The 17,677-nt window shown below is 67.4% G+C and carries 15 protein-coding genes; 14 read left to right on the top strand and 1 reads right to left on the bottom strand.

Translation table 11 applies throughout. The features are described 5' to 3' along the window. Positions 1–14 precede the first annotated feature (14 nt). The 10 genes from K7G19_RS14265 (at position 15) to K7G19_RS14220 (ending at position 11,509) form a co-directional block, all read left to right on the top strand. Positions 15–740, top strand: coding sequence for an ABC transporter ATP-binding protein (locus K7G19_RS14265; RefSeq protein ID WP_149317464.1), 726 nt, complete (start codon positions 15–17; stop codon positions 738–740). Positions 741–833: 93 nt separating this feature from the next. Beyond that, positions 834–2,042, top strand: a complete 1,209-nt coding sequence (locus tag K7G19_RS14260) for an ABC transporter substrate-binding protein (protein WP_149317465.1) — start codon at positions 834–836, stop codon at positions 2,040–2,042. A 156-nt stretch (positions 2,043–2,198) separates the two neighbouring features. After that, on the top strand, positions 2,199–3,083 hold the full coding sequence (locus tag K7G19_RS14255; RefSeq protein WP_149317466.1) for a branched-chain amino acid ABC transporter permease: 885 nt from the start codon (positions 2,199–2,201) through the stop codon (positions 3,081–3,083). Positions 3,084–3,232: 149 nt separating this feature from the next. Further along, the gene (locus K7G19_RS14250) at positions 3,233–4,150 is read left to right on the top strand and encodes a branched-chain amino acid ABC transporter permease (protein ID WP_223819598.1); all 918 of its coding nucleotides are present in this window, start codon (positions 3,233–3,235) and stop codon (positions 4,148–4,150) included. A 303-nt stretch (positions 4,151–4,453) separates the two neighbouring features. Continuing rightward, on the top strand, positions 4,454–4,993 hold the full coding sequence (locus K7G19_RS14245; protein WP_223819578.1) for a hypothetical protein: 540 nt from the start codon (positions 4,454–4,456) through the stop codon (positions 4,991–4,993). 166 nt (positions 4,994–5,159) lie between these two features. Then, complete coding sequence (locus tag K7G19_RS14240) at positions 5,160–5,918, top strand: TSUP family transporter (protein ID WP_149317467.1); 759 nt, start codon at positions 5,160–5,162, stop codon at positions 5,916–5,918. Positions 5,919–6,394: 476 nt separating this feature from the next. Next, positions 6,395–7,543: an ABC transporter substrate-binding protein gene (locus K7G19_RS14235; protein ID WP_149317468.1), complete on the top strand. Its 1,149-nt coding sequence runs from the start codon at positions 6,395–6,397 to the stop codon at positions 7,541–7,543. Between the two features lie 257 nt (positions 7,544–7,800). Then, positions 7,801–8,853, top strand: a complete 1,053-nt coding sequence (locus tag K7G19_RS14230) for a branched-chain amino acid ABC transporter permease (RefSeq protein ID WP_226107816.1) — start codon at positions 7,801–7,803, stop codon at positions 8,851–8,853. Continuing rightward, positions 8,853–10,754 (top strand): ATP-binding cassette domain-containing protein, encoded by a 1,902-nt coding sequence (locus K7G19_RS14225; RefSeq protein ID WP_223819597.1) that lies wholly within the window; start codon positions 8,853–8,855, stop codon positions 10,752–10,754. The genes K7G19_RS14230 and K7G19_RS14225 overlap by 1 nt, the downstream gene beginning before the upstream one ends. Before the next feature lie 11 nt (positions 10,755–10,765). Beyond that, positions 10,766–11,509 (top strand): ABC transporter ATP-binding protein, encoded by a 744-nt coding sequence (locus tag K7G19_RS14220; protein WP_226107815.1) that lies wholly within the window; start codon positions 10,766–10,768, stop codon positions 11,507–11,509. 156 nt (positions 11,510–11,665) lie between these two features. Here the strand turns inward: K7G19_RS14220 and K7G19_RS14215 are convergent, their stop codons facing one another. Beyond that, positions 11,666–12,610, bottom strand: a complete 945-nt coding sequence (locus K7G19_RS14215; protein ID WP_226107814.1) for a LysR substrate-binding domain-containing protein — start codon at positions 12,608–12,610, stop codon at positions 11,666–11,668. A gap of 188 nt (positions 12,611–12,798) precedes the next feature. On the opposite strand from K7G19_RS14215, the gene K7G19_RS14210 reads away from it, so the two are divergent. The 4 genes from K7G19_RS14210 (at position 12,799) to rsmG (ending at position 17,675) form a co-directional block, all read left to right on the top strand. Then, the gene (locus K7G19_RS14210) at positions 12,799–13,815 is read left to right on the top strand and encodes a tripartite tricarboxylate transporter substrate binding protein BugE (RefSeq protein WP_149317471.1); all 1,017 of its coding nucleotides are present in this window, start codon (positions 12,799–12,801) and stop codon (positions 13,813–13,815) included. Next, a complete protein-coding gene (locus K7G19_RS14205; protein WP_226107813.1) occupies positions 13,815–14,669 on the top strand; it encodes an N-formylglutamate amidohydrolase in 855 nt (284 codons plus the stop codon). The genes K7G19_RS14210 and K7G19_RS14205 overlap by 1 nt, the downstream gene beginning before the upstream one ends. A gap of 309 nt (positions 14,670–14,978) precedes the next feature. Then, the gene (gene mnmG, locus K7G19_RS14200; RefSeq protein ID WP_226107812.1) at positions 14,979–16,922 is read left to right on the top strand and encodes a tRNA uridine-5-carboxymethylaminomethyl(34) synthesis enzyme MnmG; all 1,944 of its coding nucleotides are present in this window, start codon (positions 14,979–14,981) and stop codon (positions 16,920–16,922) included. Beyond that, positions 16,923–17,675 carry a 16S rRNA (guanine(527)-N(7))-methyltransferase RsmG gene (rsmG, locus tag K7G19_RS14195; RefSeq protein WP_226107811.1) on the top strand — a complete coding sequence of 251 codons (753 nt, stop codon included), beginning with the start codon at positions 16,923–16,925 and terminating at the stop codon, positions 17,673–17,675. The last annotated feature ends 2 nt before the right edge of the window (positions 17,676–17,677 follow it).

Below are 17,677 nucleotides of genomic sequence, written 5' to 3'. Positions count from 1 at the left end.
TGCGGAGCGACGACATGACGACTGACAACACGCCCGCCCTCGAGATCCGCGGCCTGCAGGCCTGGTACGGCGAATCGCACATCCTGCACGGGGTCGACCTGACCGTGAACCGCGGCGAGGTGGTCACGCTGCTGGGCCGCAACGGCGCCGGCCGCACCACCACGCTGCGCGCGATCATGGGCCTGACCGGCACGCGCAAGGGCTCGATCAGGATCAACGGGCACGAGACGATCCATCTGCCGACGCACAAGATCGCGCACTACGGCATCGGCTACTGCCCCGAGGAACGCGGCATCTTCGCCAGCCTGTCCTGCGAGGAGAACCTGCTGCTGCCGCCGCAGCTCAAGGGCGCCGGCGCGCAGCAGGGCATGAGCGAGGCCGACATCTACGAGATGTTCCCGAACCTGGCCGAACGCCGGCAGAGCCAGGGCACGCGGCTGTCGGGCGGCGAGCAGCAGATGCTGGCGGTCGGGCGCATCCTGCGCACCGGCGCGAACCTGCTGCTGCTCGACGAGATTTCGGAAGGATTGGCACCGGTGATCGTGCAGGCGCTGGCCCGCATGATCCGGATGCTGAAGCAGAAGGGGTACACGGTGGTGATGGTGGAGCAGAACTTCCGCTTCGCCGCGCCGCTGGCGGACCGCTTCTATGTGATGGAGCACGGCACCATCGTCGAGCGCTTCGGCGCCGGCGAGCTCGAACAGAAGATGCCGGTGTTGCACGAACTGCTTGGGGTCTGATCCTTCGGGGTCGCAGGCATGGTCGAAGGTACGGTCGAACGTACGGTGGCAGGAACGGGCGGCGCGAGGCCGCCGAAACACAGGAGACAAGCAATGAAGATCAAACGGCTCGCAGCCGCGATGGCGGCCTTGGTGACGGGCATGGCGGCCGGAGCGGCCTCCGCGCAGGTATCGGGTGACTCGGTCAAGATCGGCTTCATCACCGACATGTCCAGCTTGTACGCGGACATCGACGGCAAGTCGGGCGTCGAGGCGGTCAAGATGGCGATCGAGGACGCCGGCGGCAAGGTGCTCGGCAAGCCGATCGAGCTGCTGTCGGCCGACCACCAGAACAAGGCCGACATCGCCGCGTCGAAGGCGCGCGAATGGATGGACCAGCAGGGCCTGGACATGCTGCTGGGCGGCACCAACTCCGGTACCGCGCTGGCGATGAACAAGGTCGCGCAGGAAAAGAAGAAGGTCTACATCAACATCGGCGCGGGCACGGCCCGCCTGACCAACGAAGAGTGCTCGCCGTACACGGTGCACTACGCCTACGACACGGTGGCGCTGGCCAAGGGCACCGGCAGCGCGGTGGTCAAGCAGGGCGGCAAGTCGTGGTTCTTCCTGACCGCGGACTACGCCTTCGGCCATTCGCTGGAGAACGACACCTCGGCGGTGGTCAAGGCCAATGGCGGCACGGTGGTCGGCTCGGTGCGCCATCCGCTGTCGGCGTCGGACTTCTCGTCGTTCCTGCTGCAGGCGCAGGCCTCGAAGGCGCAGATCCTGGGCCTGGCCAACGCCGGCGGCGACACGATCAATTCGATCAAGGCGGCCAAGGAATTCGGCATCACCAAGAACATGAAGATCGCCGGCCTGCTGATGTTCATCAACGACGTGCACAGCCTCGGACTGAAGAACACCGAAGGCCTGCTGATGACCGACAGCTGGTACTGGGACATGAACGACGAGACCCGCAAGTTCGCCAACCGCTTCTTCGCCAAGAACAAGAAGATGCCGAGCAGCCTGCAGGCCGCCGACTACTCCGCGGTGCGTACCTACCTGAAGGCGGTCGAGGCGGCCAAGACCGACGATCCGGACAAGGTGATGGCCGAGCTGAAGAAGGCGAAGATCGACGACTTCTACACCAAGGGCTATATCCGCGCCGACGGCCGCGCCATTCATGACATGTACCTGATGCAGGTCAAGAGCCCGGCCGAGTCGAAGAAGCCCTGGGACTACCTGAAGGTCGTGGCGACGATCCCGGGCGACCAGGCCTTCACGACGCCCGCCGAGTCGAAGTGCGCGCTGCTGAAGAAGTAAACGACGCCGGCCCGGCGGTGCGCGCCTCGCGCATCGCCGCGGCCCGATGAACGACCGGCGCCGCGTGCGCGTTCGCTGCCGCCGGCCCATGCCTTCCTCGACGGAGGGCGGGCCGGCGCGGAACGGGCCCGCGGCGCCGCATAGCTGACGCCTGCGATGGACATCTTCGGTATTCCCTTGCCCGCCATGTTGTCCCAGCTGTTGCTCGGGCTGGTCAACGGGGCTTTCTATGCGATGTTGAGCCTCGGCCTGGCGGTGATCTTCGGCCTGCTCAACGTCATCAATTTCGCGCACGGCGCGCTCTTCATGCTCGGCGCGGTGCTGGCCTGGATGGGCATGGAGTACGCCGGGCTCAACTACTGGGTGATGCTGCTGCTCGCCCCGGTAGTGGTCGGCGTGATCGGCGTGGTCATCGAGAAGACCATGCTGCGCTGGATCTACAAGCTCGACCATATCTACGGCCTGCTGCTGACGCTGGGCATCACGCTGGTGATCGAGGGCGTGTTCCGCTCGATCTACGGCGTGTCGGGCCTGCCGTATTCGACGCCGGAACTGCTGGCGGGCGCGACCGACCTGGGCTTCATGATCCTGCCGAACTACCGCGCCTGGGTGGTGGTGGCCTCGCTGGCGGTGTGCCTGGCGACCTGGTACATGATCGAGAAGACCAAGCTCGGCGCCTATCTGCGCGCCGGCACCGAGAACCCGAAGCTGGTCGAGGCCTTCGGCGTCAACGTGCCGCTGATGGTCACGCTGACCTACGGCTTCGGCGTCGCGCTGGCCGCCTTCGCCGGCGTGCTGGCCGCGCCGGTGATCCAGATCTCGCCGCTGATGGGGCAGAACCTGATCATCGTGGTGTTCGCGGTGGTGGTGATCGGCGGCATGGGTTCGATCCTGGGCTCGATCGTCACCGGTCTTGGCCTCGGCGTGATCGAGGGCCTGACCAAGGTGTTCTATCCGGAAGCGTCGTCGACCGTGGTGTTCCTGATCATGGTGATCGTATTGCTGCTGCGGCCGGCCGGGCTGTTCGGGAGGGAGAAGTGATGGACGGACAAAGCGCATCGCGCACACAGGGGCCCCAGGGCACGCAGGCTTCCGCGCCGGTGGAGGCGGGCGCCGCGCGCCGCGGCGTGCCGCGCACCGTGCCGCTGCTGTTGTATGGGCTGCTGCTGCTCGCGCTGATTGCCGCGCCGATGGCCGGCGCCTATCCGGTGTTCGTGCTGAAGGTGCTGTGCTTCGCGCTGTTTGCCTGCGCGTTCAACCTGCTGATCGGCTACACCGGCCTGCTGTCGTTCGGCCACGCGGCCTTCTTCGGCGGCGCCGGTTATGTGGCCGGGCATGCGATGAAGGTGTGGGGCGTGACGCCGGAGGTCGGGCTGGTGCTCGGCACGCTGGCAGGGGCGGCGATCGGCTACGTGGTCGGCGCGCTGGCGATCCGGCGGCAAGGCATCTACTTCTCGATGATCACGCTGGCGCTGGCGCAGATGCTGTTCTTCTTCTGCCTGCAGGCGCCGTTCACCGGCGGCGAGGACGGGCTGCAGGGCATTCCGCGCGGCAAGCTGTTCGGCGTGCTGTCGCTGTCGGACGACCTGACGCTGTACTACGTCGCGCTGGCGATCATCGTGCTGGCCTTCGCGCTGATCGTGCGCACGGTGCATTCGCCGTTCGGGCAGATCCTGAAGGCGATCAAGGAGAACGAGCCGCGCGCGATCTCGCTGGGCTACGACACCGACCGCTTCAAGCTGATGGCCTTCGTGCTGTCGGCCGCGCTGTCGGGGCTGGCCGGCGCGATCAAGGCGCTGGTGCTGGGCTTCGAGACGCTGACCGACGTGCACTGGTCGATGTCGGGCACGGTGATCCTGATGACGCTGGTCGGCGGCCTGGGTACCTTGTCCGGTCCGATCGTCGGCGCCTTCGTGATCGTCGCGCTGGAGAACAAGCTGGGCGATATCGGCAGCTTCCTGGCCTCGGCCACCGGCGTCGAGTGGTTCAACTCGCTGGGCGAGTCGGTGACGATGGTGACCGGCGTGATCTTCGTGATCTGCGTGCTGCTGTTCCGCCGTGGCATCATGGGCGAGCTGCAGGCGCTGTTCAGCCGGAGCCGGCATTAGCGCACCTCCGGAGGCCGCGGCGGGGAGTGGCCGCCGCGGTACATGCCCGTTTTTAGGGCTAGGGTTTTTTCTAGCTTGTTGGATACGCACCGCTTCGTTACATTGGAGCCACGGTTTTCGCAGGTTAAATGGAGGCGGAAGCGAGGAGACGACAGGCGCGCACCCACGATGAGCATTCCGTGAGGAAGCAGCGTTAAATAAGGAAAGGGCGTTGACGGGTGATCCTCGGCAACGCCCTTTTTAATTTGTGGCTTATTTGTCCGGTTCCTCCGTGAGACAATGCGCGCCTTGCCCGCGACCGCCATGCCGTCTCCGTCCGATCCCATTCTTTCCGGTTCCTCCGGTGCCCCCGGCGCCTCTGCGCCAACTCCCAACTATCTGATTCGACAGGCTTTTCCGGCCGACCAGCCGATGCTGGCGGACTGGTTGCAGGCGTGCGCGCCGGCGCCGGTGCTGCTGCAGCGCGGCCGCGCCGCGATGCTCGAGCGGCTGCTGCAACGGCCCGAGCTGGGCCTGTGCCTGCTGGCGTGGGAGGGCGCCGCGCTGGTCGGCTGCCTGCCGGTCCAGCTGGTGCCGCGCCTCGATCTGGGCGGTTTGGCGGCGATGGCCACCGAAGCCTGGTGCTTGCCCGGCACGCACGAAAGTGGTGCAATCCTCGCTTCTTGCCGCGACTGGCTCGCCGACTGGTGCCGCGCGCATGGCGTGCGCCATCTGCTGTGGGCCCCGGGCCTGCCCGCTGCCGGGGAGTCTGGCGAGCCCGGGAAGTCGGATCACGGCCTGAGCCGGCTGCCGTGCGGCCTGTGGCATCGCGACCTGGCGCCGGCGGTCAAGCAGCTGTCCTGATCCGACCGCGGAGTCCTTGCCCGTTCCTGTGTTTGGCGACGGCCCCGGATAGTCCGTCACACGCCGTCGCCTGCCCGGCCTGCGTCCGCCCCACGCCGTCGCCCGCTTTCGCTTCCTGCTTTCGTTTCTTTACCCCTGACTCGCTGACGCTTTCCCGGATGTTCCAATGGAGTTCGCCTTCCTGTTTGCCGCCGCCTTCCTGGCCGGCCTGATCGATGCGGTCGCCGGCGGCGGCGGCCTGGTGCAGATTCCCGCCATCTTCAGCGCCTACCCGAGCCACGCGCCGGCGACGCTGATCGGCACCACCAAGGTCGCCTCGATGGCCGGCACCTTCAACGCCGCGGTGCGCTACGCGCGCAGCGTGCGGATCTACTGGGGTGCCACCGGGCCGGCGGTGGCGGCTGCCTTCCTCTGCTCGATGGCCGGCGCCTACACGCTGACGCTGGTGCCGGCCGAACCGCTGCGCAAGCTGCTGCCCTTCGTGCTGGCGATCCTGCTGATCTATACGCTGGCCAGGAAGGACCTCGGTGCCGAGCACGCGCCGACGCTGTCGGGCGCGCGCGAGCGTTGGGTCGCGCTGATGGGCGGCGCGGCGATCGGCTTCTACGACGGCATCTTCGGACCCGGCACGGGCAGCTTCCTGATGATCATGTTCGTGCGGCTGTTCGGCTACGACTTCCTGCACGCCGCGGCCTCGACCAAGCTGGTCAACCTCGCCACCAATGTCGCGGCGCTGATGCTGCTCGGCTTCAAGGGGCACGTCTGGTGGGAGCTCGGCCTGGTGATGGCGGTGGGCAACGTCATCGGCAGCCAGCTCGGCAGCCGGCTTGCGCTGAAGCACGGCAGCCGTTTCGTGCGCAAGGTCTTCCTGCTGGTGGTCAGCGCGCTGATCCTGAAGACCGCCTGGGACGCCTTCGTCGGCTGAGGGCGCGCACGGCCTTCGCGTAGCCGCCGGGTACGTTTCGCGCAGGTCTCCGCGCGCTCCTCGCGGACGTCCCGAGGCAGGTCGCCGCGTGGTCCTGGGGCACGTCCCCACGCGGGTCCTCGCTGACGTCCCCGCGCACCGGTCGCTCCGCCGAAAGACGCGCCGATGCTGGCGATGCGGGTTAATCCTGCCTTGGCGGCAAGGGGCGCTGTGTTAGACTCGGTGCGAATTCCCGACCGCTCGGTCGGCGAATCAAATCCGGCGCCGGCCGCCTCCTCGCAAGCCTGTCTTCAGTACGGATTGCGCTGGAAGATCGGCCGCGACCCTTCGAAAAAAGAGGGCACGCGCGGACGGGATCGGGCACGACGGCGAAGCGCGGCGATCAAGCACCGCGGATCCGTCGGAACAACAAGCCAGGCGCGGACCGGCCCCAAGCCGGCTCGATGCCGACCGGTTTGAGAGAAGAAGGAGACACGATGAATTTCAAGCGCGCCAGCATGCTGGCCTTCGCCGCCGCCTGTCTGTGCGCCGGCGCTGCCCAGGCCCAGATCAAGATCGGGGTCACGGTATCGGCGACCGGTCCGGCGGCTTCGCTGGGCATCCCGGAAAAGAACACCTTCACGCTGCTGCCCAAGGAAATCGCCGGCAAGAAGGTCGAATACATCGTGCTCGACGACGCCTCGGACAGCACCACCGCCGTCAAGAACACCCGCAAGCTGATCAGCGAGGACAAGGTCGACGCCGTGGTCGGCTCGACCGTGACGCCGAATTCGCTGGCGATGGTCGACGTGGTCGCCGAGAGCGGCACGCCGATGATCACGATGGCGGCGTCGGCGCGCATCATCGAACCGATGGACGCCAAGCGCGCCTGGGTCTTCAAGACGCCGCAGAACGACTCGCACATGGCGACGGCGATCTCCGAGCACATGAGCAACAACAACGTGAAGACGGTGGCCTTCATCGGCTTCGCGGATGCCTACGGCGAGAGCTGGTCGCAGGAGTTCGCCAAGGTGGCGGACATCCGCAAGATCAAGGTCGTCGCCAACGAGCGCTTCGCCCGCACCGATACCTCGGTCACCGGCCAGGTGCTGAAGATCATGGCCAGCAATCCGGACGCGGTGCTGATCGCCGGTTCCGGCACGCCGTCGGCGCTGCCCGCCAAGGCGCTGAAGGAGCGCGGCTACAAGGGCAAGATCTACCAGACCCACGGCGTCGCCAACCCCGACTTCCTGCGCGTCTGCGGCAAGGACTGCGAAGGCGCGCTGCTGCCGGCCGGTCCGCTGCTGGTCGCCGAGCAGCTGCCCGACAGCAATCCGGTCAAGAAGCCGGCGATGACCTACAAGACCGCCTACGAGAAGGCCTTCGGCGGCCAGGTGTCGACCTTCGGCGGCCATGCCTGGGACGCCGGCCTGCTGCTCGAGCGCGCGATTCCGGTCGCGCTGAAGAAGGCGCAGCCGGGCACGCCGGAATTCCGCAAGGCGCTGCGCGATGCGCTGGAGCAGACCAAGGAGCTGCCGGTCTCGCACGGCATCATGACGATGAGCCCGACCGACCATCTGGGCCTGGACCAGCGCTCGCGCGTGATGGTGCAGATCGTCGACGGCAAGTGGAAGCTGCAGAAGTAGGAACGCCTGGCAGCTTCGCCGCGCGGCAGGGCGCATGGACGCACCATGCGCCTTTTTTGTTTTGCGGCCCCGGGGAAGGGGAACCGGTGAGGCAGAACCGGTGAGGCAAAACCGGTGAGGCAAAACCGGTGAGGCAAAACCGGTGAGGCAAAACCGGTCAAGCGGAACCGGGCGCTAGGGTTCGCGCGGATTTCCTCGAAGCGTAAGACCTTTACTATTTCGTAATTCGCTGCATCGCGGCAACCCCCGAGGAGATCATGGACCTCTCGATTGCGGCCATCCTGGCACAGGACGGCATCACCTCCGGCGCGATCTACGCGCTGTTGGCGCTGGCCCTGGTGCTGGTGTTTTCGGTGACCCGCGTCATCTTCATCCCGCAAGGGGAGTTCGTCGCCTACGGCGCGCTGACGCTGGCCGTGATGCAGGCGGGCCATGCGCCGCAGACCTCGTGGCTGCTGGTGGCGATGGGGGTGCTGACCTTCGTCTACGAGGGCGCCACCGTGCCGCGCAGCGCAGAACTGCGCCGCAGCGCCGGCCGCCGGCTGGCGGTGCTGGCCGGCAAGTACCTGGTCTTTCCGTTCGCGGTGCACTGGCTGACGCAGGCCTATGGCGCCCAGCCGCTGCCGATGCTGGCGCAGATCGCGCTGACGCTGCTGATCGTGGTGCCGATGGGCCCGATGCTGTATCGCATCGCCTACCAGCCGCTGGCCGAGGCCAGCACGCTGGTGCTGCTGATCGTCTCGGTCGGCGTGCACTTCGCGCTGGTCGGGCTGGGACTGGTGATGTTCGGCGCCGAGGGCTCGCGCACCACCGCCTTCTCCGATGCGCGCTTCGATGTTGGTGCGCTGTCGGTGTCCGGCCAGAGCCTGTGGGTGATCGGCGTGTCCGGGCTCTTGATCGCCGGCCTGTACTTCTATTTCGACCGCACGCTGACCGGCAAGGCGCTGCGCGCCACCGCGGTCAACCGGCTGGGCGCGCGCCTGGTCGGCATCGGCACCACGCAGGCGGGCCGGCTGTCGTTCACGCTGGCCGCCGCGATGGGCGCGCTGTGCGGCATCCTGATCGCGCCGCTGACCACGGTCTACTACGAGTCGGGCTTCCTGATCGGCCTGAAGGGCTTCGTCGGCGCCATCGTCGGCGGGCTGGTCAGCTATCCGGTGGCGGCCGCCGGCGCGCTGCTGGTGGGGCTGCTCGAATCCTATTCGTCCTTCTGGGCCAGTGCGTTCAAGGAGGTCATCGTGTTCACGCTGATCATTCCGGTGCTGCTGTGGCGCTCGCTGACCAGCAAACATGTGGAAGACGAGGAATGATGCAACGGCAAGCCACACGCACAACCGGGACGCAGCAGGCGTCCGACACGGCGGCGGCCGCAACGCCGACGCTCCCGGCGACGGCGCCGGCGACGACCCCGGCCCCGGCCTCCGGCAGCGCCAACCTGCGCAACCGGCTTCTGCTGATCGCGTTCGCGGCGATCCTGGCCCTGCTGCCGGTGCTCCCCACGCCTGAGTTCTGGATCACGCTGGGCAACTACATCGGCCTGTACAGCATCGTCGCGATCGGCCTGGTGCTGCTGACCGGCGTCGGCGGCATGACCTCGTTCGGGCAGGCGGCCTTCGTGGGCCTGGGCGCCTACAGCACCGCCTACCTGACCACGCAGTACGGGCTGTCGCCCTGGTTCGGCCTGCTGGTCGGGCTGGTGATCACGATGGCCTCGGCCTATGTGATCGGCCTGATCACGATGCGGATGTCGGGGCATTACCTGCCGCTGGCGACGATCGCCTGGGGGCTGTCGCTGTTCTTCCTGTTCGGCAATCTCGAATTCCTCGGCAAGTACGATGGCCTGAACGGCATCCCGGTGCTGTCGCTGCTGGGCTTCGAGCTGCAGTCGGGCCGCTCGATGTTCTATCTGATCTGGGTGGTGGTGCTGCTCGCGGTGGTGGCGATGCAGAACCTGCTCGATTCGCGTCCCGGCCGCGCGATCCGCGCGCTGAAGGGCGGCGGCGTGATGGCCGAGGCGATGGGCGTCAATACCGCGTGGATGAAGGTGGTGGTGTTCGTCGTCGCCGCGGTGCTGGCCTGTATCTCGGGCTTTCTGTACGCGCATCTGCAGCGCGCGGTGAACCCGACGCCGTTCGGCCTGAACTATGGCATCGAGTACCTGTTCATGGCGGTGGTCGGCGGTGTCGGCCACGTGTGGGGCGCGGTGCTGGGCGCGGGCATCCTGACCATCCTGAAGGACATGCTGCAGGGCGTGCTGCCGAAGCTGCTGGGCGCCAACGGCAACTTCGAGATCATCGTGTTCGGCGTGCTGCTGGTGCTGCTGCTGCAGTATGCGCGCGACGGGCTCTGGCCCTTCCTGCGCAAGGCATGGCCGAGCGGGCCGCCGGTGCGCGCGCCCGAACAGGCCGCCGCGCTGCCCGTACGGCAAAAGCCGCAGGCCGGCGAACTGATCCTCGACGTGCGCGCGGCGCGCAAGGAGTTCGGCGGACTGGTGGCGGTCAACGACGTCAGCTTCCAGGTCCGCGCCGGCGAGATCGTCGGACTGATCGGGCCCAATGGCGCCGGCAAGTCGACCACCTTCAATCTCGTCACCGGCGTGCTGCCGCTGACGCGCGGCGAAGTGCGCTATCGCGGCGAGGCCATCACCAATCTGCCGTCGCGCGAGATCGTCAAGCGCGGTATCGGCCGGACCTTCCAGCACGTGCATCTGCTGCCGACGATGACGGTGCTGGAGAACGTCGCGATCGGCGCGCATCTGCGCGGCGACTACCGGCCGCAGGGCGGCGTGTCGGCGGCGATCCTGCGCATGAACCGCGGCGAGGAGGCCAAGCTGCTGTTCGAGGCGAAGCGCCAGCTCGAGCGCGTGGGCCTTGCCGACTGCATGTACATGGAGGCCGGCAGCCTGGCGCTGGGCCAGCAGCGCATTCTCGAGATCGCCCGCGCGCTGTGCTGCGATCCCGCGCTGCTGCTGCTCGACGAGCCGGCTGCGGGCCTGCGCTACAAGGAGAAGCAGGCGCTGGCCGAGCTGCTGCGCAAGCTCAAGGGCGAGGGCATGAGCGTGCTGCTGGTCGAGCACGACATGGACTTCGTGATGAACCTGACCGACCGGCTGGTGGTGATGGAGTTCGGCACGCGCATCGCCGAGGGCGTGCCCGAGGAAGTGCAGAAGAACCCCGCGGTGCTCGAGGCCTATCTGGGCGGCGTGGAATAAGGGAGCGAGCGGTGAGCGTGATTCTCGAAGTGAAGGACCTGCATGTCCGCTACGGCAAGGTCGAGGCGGTGCACGGGGCCAGCCTGTCGGTCGAGGCCGGCAAGATCGTCACGGTGATCGGCCCCAATGGCGCGGGCAAGTCCACCATGCTGAACGCGATCATGGGGGCGCTGCCGCCGACCGGCTCGGCCAGCGGCATGGTGTCCTACCTGGGCCACGACATGGCCGGCATTCCGGTCGAGGGCCGGGTCGCGCGCGGCATGTGCCTGGTGCCGGAAAAGCGCGAGCTGTTCGGCTCGATGAGCGTCGAGGACAACCTGCGGCTCGGCGCCTTCCGCCGCAAGCGCGCGGGCGAGAAGAACTTCCTCGACCAGATGGACGTGGTCTACGAGCTGTTCCCCCGGCTGCGCGAGCGCGCGCGCCAGGATGCCGGCACGCTGTCCGGCGGCGAGCGCCAGATGCTGGCGGTCGGCCGCGCGCTGATGGCCAAGCCCGAACTGCTGATGCTGGACGAGCCCAGCCTTGGTCTCGCGCCGCTGATCGTCAAGGAGATCTTCCACATCATCAACGACCTGCGCGGCACGGGCGTGGCGACGCTGCTGATCGAGCAGAACGCGCGCGCGGCGCTGCAGGTGGCCGACTACGGCTATGTGATCGAGACCGGAGAGATTGCGATGGCCGGACCGGCCGACGAGCTGGCCGCCGATCCGCGCGTCATCGAGACCTATCTGGGGCTGGCGAAGAAGGCCGCTTGAAGACTGGCTTGAAAGCGTGGCCGGACAGCCTTGTCTGACCCTTCCATGCTACGAAAGAATAACGGCGCGCTTCGGTGCGCCGTTATCATTTGTCGCTCTTATGGTTGGCAACGTCAATTAGCATGATTAATGTTTCTTGCGTTGGATAACTCTTTGTCATCTATCCGGTGAATCATTACCCCTGACGCGGACCACATCCGGGTCCTGCGCCGCCGTTTCCAGCAGCCACTGCCGGAAACGGTTCAGCGCCGGATGGTCGCGCCGCTCCCGCGGCGCGCACAGGAAGTAGCCCCGCGTCAGACGGATCGGCAGATCGAAGGGCGCCACCACGCGGCCGGCCGCGATCTCGTCGCGTACCAGGCAGCGCTGCAGCACCGCGATGCCGATATCGGCCTTGACCGCCTGCACCAGAATCGACACCTGGTCGAACCCCGTGGCCAGCGTGGGCGCAGCGTTGGGTACGCCCGCCGCAACGAACCAGTGCTGCCAGTTGGCGGGCGCGCCGGTGTGAAAGAGCAGGGACTCCCGCAGCAGATCCGCCGGCGTCCGCCATTGACCAGCCTCCCGCCGCAGCCGTGCACGCTCCGGATGGCAGACCGGCACCATCTCGCTGCCGATTACGTAGTCCACCTGCAGATTGGGCCAGCTGTTGGCGGTGCCCGCCAGCAGCGCCGCATCGGGTGCGGGCCCCGAGAAATCCTCGTCGCGCCGGTATGGCACGAAGTCGAGGCGGATATCGGGATGGCGCCGATGGAAGTCCGGCAGGCGCGGCACCAGCCAGACGCTGGCCAGCGTGGGCAGGGCGGACAGCGTCAGATGGTGTTGCCGGTCGCCGGCGAGCAGCGCGGCGCTGGCCGATTCGATCGCGGCCAGCGGCTGGGCCACCGCCTCGAGGAAGCCGCGGCCCGCGGCGGTCAGCACCAGCCGATGCGCGTTGCGCTGGATCAGTGGCTGGCCGAAGTGCGCCTCCAGCCTGGCGATCGCCCGGCTGATCGCGCCTTGGGTCACACATAGCTCCTGCGCGGCGCGCGTGAAGCTGCCCAGCCGCGCCGCGGTGGCGAAGGCGTGCAGCTCGGACATCGACGGCGATCGCAGGCGCATGCGGGGCTTCTGCGCTCATCGGCGGATGGGCGCGGCGAGGATGAACTGAGGTAATGGAAGCGTGCAATATAGTCGTTTGTGCACGCTCGGTAAACTGGCCGACACTTGACGCGTCGTGGGCATCTTTGGCCCCGAATCGGCATCGTCCGCCACGTAAAAGACAAGGCAATTCCAAGGAGAACATCGCCATGAACCGAGCCGTGACCACGCGTCGTCGCTTTGTGCTGTCCGCCGTGACTACCGCCGTCACTTCCGCAGTCGCCGCCGCCGTGCTGCTGCCCGCCGCGGCCAGCGCCGCGCCGGCCAACTATCCCAGCCGTCCGATCCGCCTGATCGTTCCGTTCGCCGCCGGCGGCTCCACCGATCTGTCGGCGCGCCTGGTCGCCGAGTACGCTGGCCGCGAGCTGGGCCAGTCGATCGTGGTCGAGAACAAGGGCGGGGCAGGCGGCTCGCTCGGCATGGGCGAAGTCGCCCGCTCGGCGCCGGACGGCTACACGATCGGCATGGCCACGGTCAGCACGCACGGCTCGAACCCGGCGGTCTATCCGAAGCTGAGCTACGACCCGATCAAGGACTTCGTGCCGGTCACCAATGTGGTGGCGATCCCCAGCGTGTTTGCGGTCCATCCGAGCGTGCCGGCCAAGACCATGAAGGAGTTCATCGCGCTGGCCAAGGCCAACCCCGGCAAGTACAGCTTCGCGTCGCCGGGCGCCGGCTCGCTTGGGCACGTGAATATCGAGAACTTCATGATGCTGTCCGGTATCGATCTGCTGCATGTCCCGTACAAGGGCGCCGGCCTGGCGCTGAACGACGCGGTCGCCGGACAGGTCAACGCGATCACCGACAACCTGTCGTCGACGCTGCCGCACGTCAAGGGTGGCCGCCTGCGCGCACTCGCCGTGCTGGGTGCCGGCCGTTCGTCGCAACTGCCGGACGTACCGACCTATGCCGAGCTCGGCTTCAAGGACATGGGCGAGGGCGGCTGGTTCGGCATCGTGGCGCCGGCGGGCACGCCCGCACCGGTGGTGGCCAAGCTGAACGCCGCGATCCACAAGGCGATGCAGAACCCGGACTTCAAGCGCAAGGTCGAGGAATCCGGCGGGACGCTGGTGCCGACCACGCCCGAGCAGTTCAAGGCGCAGATCGAGCAGGCGATGGCCCGCTACGCGCGCGTGGCCAAGACCGCCAAGATCGAGCTGAACTGATGGCGGCGGCGTTCGAACCCATCGTCCGCCGCCTGCCCGAGGGCGAAGCGCTGCCGCTGGTCTGCGATTCGCCCCACAGCGGCACGCGCTATCCCGACGACTTCGGCGCGGCCGTGCCGATGGCGAGGCTGCGCGAAGGCGAGGACACCCACGTCGAGGCGCTGTGGGAGGCGGTGCCTGCGGTCGGCGGCACGCTGATCGCGGCGAACTTCCCGCGCGTCTATATCGATCCGAACCGGATGCCGGACGACCTCGACCCGGCGCTGCTGGACGGGCCTTGGCCCGAGCCGCTGGCCCCGGGCGAGAAGACGCAGCTGGGCTTCGGCTTGGTGTGGCGCAACATCGACGCGAATACGCCGATCTACGCCCGCAAGCTCGGCGTGGCCGAGGTGCGCAACCGCATCGAGCATTACTACCGCCCGTACCATGCGGCGCTGGCGGAAGCGGTAGACGCGACCTATCGCCGCTTCGGCGCCGTATGGCATCTGAACCTGCACTCGATGCCGAACAATGCCTACGAGCGGCTGAAGAAGGTCAGCCCGCACCCGCTGGCGGACTTTGTGCTGGGCGACCGCGACGGCACGACCTGCGATCCGGAGTTCGTCGGACTGATCGAATTGGGATTGCGCGACATGGGCTATACCGTCGCGCGCAACGACCCGTACAAGGGGGTGCAGTTGATCGCCCAGATCGGCCGGCCGGCGGAGCGCCGCCACAGCCTGCAGATCGAGATCCGCCGTCCCCTCTACATGGACGAGCGGACTCGGGAGCGCAATGCCAATTTCGGTACGGTGCAGCGGGATATGGGACGGCTGCTGGAGCGGGTGGCGGAGTACTTGCGGCAGCAGCGGTGATTCTTCGGCGCCCCAACTGGCCGGGTAGGGGAGCCGCAGCGTAGTGAGGCAGTGGAGAAGGCTGGGCCGATGGCCCGGCCTTTTTTGTTTCACGTGGAACATCGCCTCTGGCAGCGGTGATGGCTCGAGGTTTCACGTGAAACAGGGCGGTAGCCGTGTGACGCGGGCGTTGTTCCACGTGAAACACGGTCACGGCGGAAGCACAATGTTTCACGTGGAACGGGAGTGTGTCCGGAATGCCCTGGTGAATGCCGGTATAATTCCGCATCCCGTTTTTCCCTCTCCAGCCTCCCGGAGGAGGTGCCCCCCATGCTTTACCCGAAAGAATTCGATGTCATTGTCGTCGGCGGTGGCCATGCCGGCACCGAAGCGGCCTTGGCCGCGGCCCGCATGGGCTGCCAGACGCTGCTGCTGACCCATAGCATCGAGACGCTGGGGCAGATGAGCTGCAATCCGTCGATCGGCGGCATTGGCAAGGGGCATCTGGTCAAGGAAGTCGACGCGCTTGGCGGTGCCATGGCGGCCGCAACCGACGAGGCCGGCATCCAGTTTCGTATCCTGAACTCCAGCAAGGGCCCGGCTGTGCGCGCCACCCGCGCCCAAGCCGACCGCGTGCTGTATCGCAAGGCGATCCGCACCCGGCTGGAGAATCAACCCAATCTGATGCTGTTCCAGCAGGCCGTCGACGACCTGATGGTCGAGGGGGACCGCGTGGTTGGCGCCGTGACCCAGGTCGGCGTCCGCTTCCGCGCCCGCGCGGTGGTGTTGACCGCCGGCACCTTTCTGGATGGCAAGATCCACGTCGGCCTGGACAACTACACCGGCGGCCGTGCCGGCGATCCAGCCGCGGTCACGCTGTCGGCCCGCCTCAAGGAGCTGAAGCTGCCGCAGGGGCGCCTGAAGACGGGCACGCCGCCGCGTATCGACGGCCGCACCATCGACTTCTCGGTGATGGAAGAGCAGCCCGGCGACCTGGATCCGGTCCCGGTGTTCTCCTTCCTGGGCCGTCCGGAGCAGCATCCGCAGCAGCTGCCGTGCTGGATCACCCACACCAACGCCCGTACCCACGAGATCATCCGGGGTGGGCTGGACCGCTCGCCGATGTACACCGGCGTGATCGAAGGGGTAGGCCCGCGTTACTGCCCGAGCATCGAGGACAAGATCCATCGCTTTGCCAGCAAGGAAAGCCACCAGATCTTCCTGGAACCGGAAGGGCTGACGACGAACGAGTTCTATCCCAATGGCATCTCGACCAGCCTGCCGTTCGACGTGCAGCTGGAGCTGGTGCATTCGATCCGTGGCCTCGAGAACGCCCATATCCTGCGTCCCGGCTATGCGATCGAGTACGACTACTTCGACCCGCGTGCGCTGAAGGCCTCGCTGGAGAGCAAGGCAATCGGCGGGCTGTTCTTCGCCGGCCAGATCAATGGCACCACGGGTTACGAAGAGGCCGCGGCCCAAGGGCTGCTGGCGGGCATCAACGCCGGCCGCTACGCGCAGGAGCGCGAGGCCTGGGCGCCGCGCCGCGACCAGGCTTACCTTGGCGTGCTGGTCGACGACCTGATCACGCGCGGCGTGACCGAGCCGTACCGGATGTTCACCAGCCGCGCCGAATTCCGCCTGAGCCTGCGGGAGGACAACGCCGACATGCGGCTGACCGAGATCGGCCGCGAGCTTGGCGTCGTCGACGACGTCCGCTGGGACGCCTTCAATCGCAAGCGCGACGCTGTTTCACGTGAAACAGAGCGCCTGAAGAGCACCTGGGTCAATCCGGCCAGCCTGCCGGCGGAGGATGCCGTGCCGCTGCTGGGCAAGGCGATCGAGCGCGAATACAGCCTGGCGGACCTGCTGCGGCGCCCGGGCGTCGGCTACGACGCGCTGATGGCGCTGCAGGCCGGCCGCCATGCGCCGTCCGAGCCGCTGGCCGAGGACCCGCTGCAGGCCGAACAGATCCGCGAGCAGATCGAGATCGGCATCAAGTACCACGGCTATATCGCCCGCCAGGCGGCCGAGGTCGACAAGCTGGAAGCCAACGAGTCGACCCGGCTACCGGACGACTTCGACTACACCGAAGTGCGCGGCCTCGGCTTCGAGGTCAGCCAGAAGCTGAACCAGCATCGTCCGCAGACGCTTGGCCAGGCTTCACGCATCTCAGGCGTCACACCGGCGGCGATCTCGCTGCTGCTGGTACACCTGAAGAAGAAGGGCATGGGCCGCGGCAAGTCGGCCGGCTCGGGCCGTGAGGCGGCCTGAGTGGGCGGTTCGCACGCATCCCAGGCGCGGCGCCACGGCGCGGTCGACGAGGCCGCGCAGCGCCGCCGCCTCGAAGCTGGCCTGGCCGCCATCGGCCTGCCGCTCGACGACGCCCGTATCGAGACGCTGCTCGCCTATCTGGCCCTGCTGCGCAAATGGAACGCCACTTATAACCTGACCGCGATCCGCCATCCGGATGAGATGCTGACGCATCATCTGCTGGACTCGCTGGCCGCCGTGCCGGCGCTGGCCGAGGCGGCGCGTCGGCCCGAGGTCGCGCCTGGCGCGCGGGGCAGGGTGCTGGACGTCGGCTCGGGCGGCGGCATGCCGGGTCTGCCGCTGGTCATCGCCTGTCCCGACGTGTCGGTGCTGATGGTGGACATCGTGCAGAAGAAGACCGCCTTCCTGACCCAGTGCCGCGCCCAGCTGAGGCTCGGCAATGCGGCGGCGCATTGGGGACCGGTGGAGAAGCTGGCCGACGCCGACGGTTTTGCCGTGATCACGTCGCGGGCCTTCGCCGAGCTGACCGATTTCGTCACGCTCGCCGGCCACCTGCTGGCGCCGGGCGGACGCATGATCGCAATGAAAGGGGTCTATCCGCACGCCGAACTGGAGCGGATGGAGCAGGCCGGACTGATGTCGGCCTGGCAGGTCGAAGCGGTGCCGCAGCTCGCGGTGCCCGAACTGGACGCGCAGCGCCACCTGGTGGTGCTGTCGCGCCGTGGCGAGCGCAGCGATGCGCGCGCCGACTGAAT

This window comes from Cupriavidus sp. DB3, from assembly GCF_020418465.1.
Classification (GTDB): Bacteria; Pseudomonadota; Gammaproteobacteria; order Burkholderiales; family Burkholderiaceae; genus Cupriavidus; species Cupriavidus cauae.
The sequence above is the reverse complement of the archived record's forward strand: the minus strand, read 5'-3'. Positions and strand labels throughout refer to the sequence as shown.

Bases quoted from the DNA above. Each gene is read 5' to 3' on its own strand.
- K7G19_RS14235 (WP_149317468.1), top strand. From the start codon at position 6,395: ATGAATTTCAAGCGCGCCAGCATGCTGGCCTTCGCCGCCGCCTGTCTG.
- K7G19_RS14255 (WP_149317466.1), top strand. From the start codon at position 2,199: ATGGACATCTTCGGTATTCCCTTGCCCGCCATGTTGTCCCAGCTGTTG.
- K7G19_RS14215 (WP_226107814.1), bottom strand. From the start codon at position 12,610: ATGCGCCTGCGATCGCCGTCGATGTCCGAGCTGCACGCCTTCGCCACC.
- mnmG (WP_226107812.1), top strand. From the start codon at position 14,979: ATGCTTTACCCGAAAGAATTCGATGTCATTGTCGTCGGCGGTGGCCAT.
- K7G19_RS14205 (WP_226107813.1), top strand. From the start codon at position 13,815: ATGGCGGCGGCGTTCGAACCCATCGTCCGCCGCCTGCCCGAGGGCGAA.
- K7G19_RS14210 (WP_149317471.1), top strand. From the start codon at position 12,799: ATGAACCGAGCCGTGACCACGCGTCGTCGCTTTGTGCTGTCCGCCGTG.
- K7G19_RS14250 (WP_223819598.1), top strand. From the start codon at position 3,233: ATGGCCGGCGCCTATCCGGTGTTCGTGCTGAAGGTGCTGTGCTTCGCG.
- K7G19_RS14265 (WP_149317464.1), top strand. From the start codon at position 15: ATGACGACTGACAACACGCCCGCCCTCGAGATCCGCGGCCTGCAGGCC.
- K7G19_RS14240 (WP_149317467.1), top strand. From the start codon at position 5,160: ATGGAGTTCGCCTTCCTGTTTGCCGCCGCCTTCCTGGCCGGCCTGATC.
- K7G19_RS14260 (WP_149317465.1), top strand. From the start codon at position 834: ATGAAGATCAAACGGCTCGCAGCCGCGATGGCGGCCTTGGTGACGGGC.
- K7G19_RS14230 (WP_226107816.1), top strand. From the start codon at position 7,801: ATGGACCTCTCGATTGCGGCCATCCTGGCACAGGACGGCATCACCTCC.
- K7G19_RS14225 (WP_223819597.1), top strand. From the start codon at position 8,853: ATGCAACGGCAAGCCACACGCACAACCGGGACGCAGCAGGCGTCCGAC.
- K7G19_RS14245 (WP_223819578.1), top strand. From the start codon at position 4,454: ATGCCGTCTCCGTCCGATCCCATTCTTTCCGGTTCCTCCGGTGCCCCC.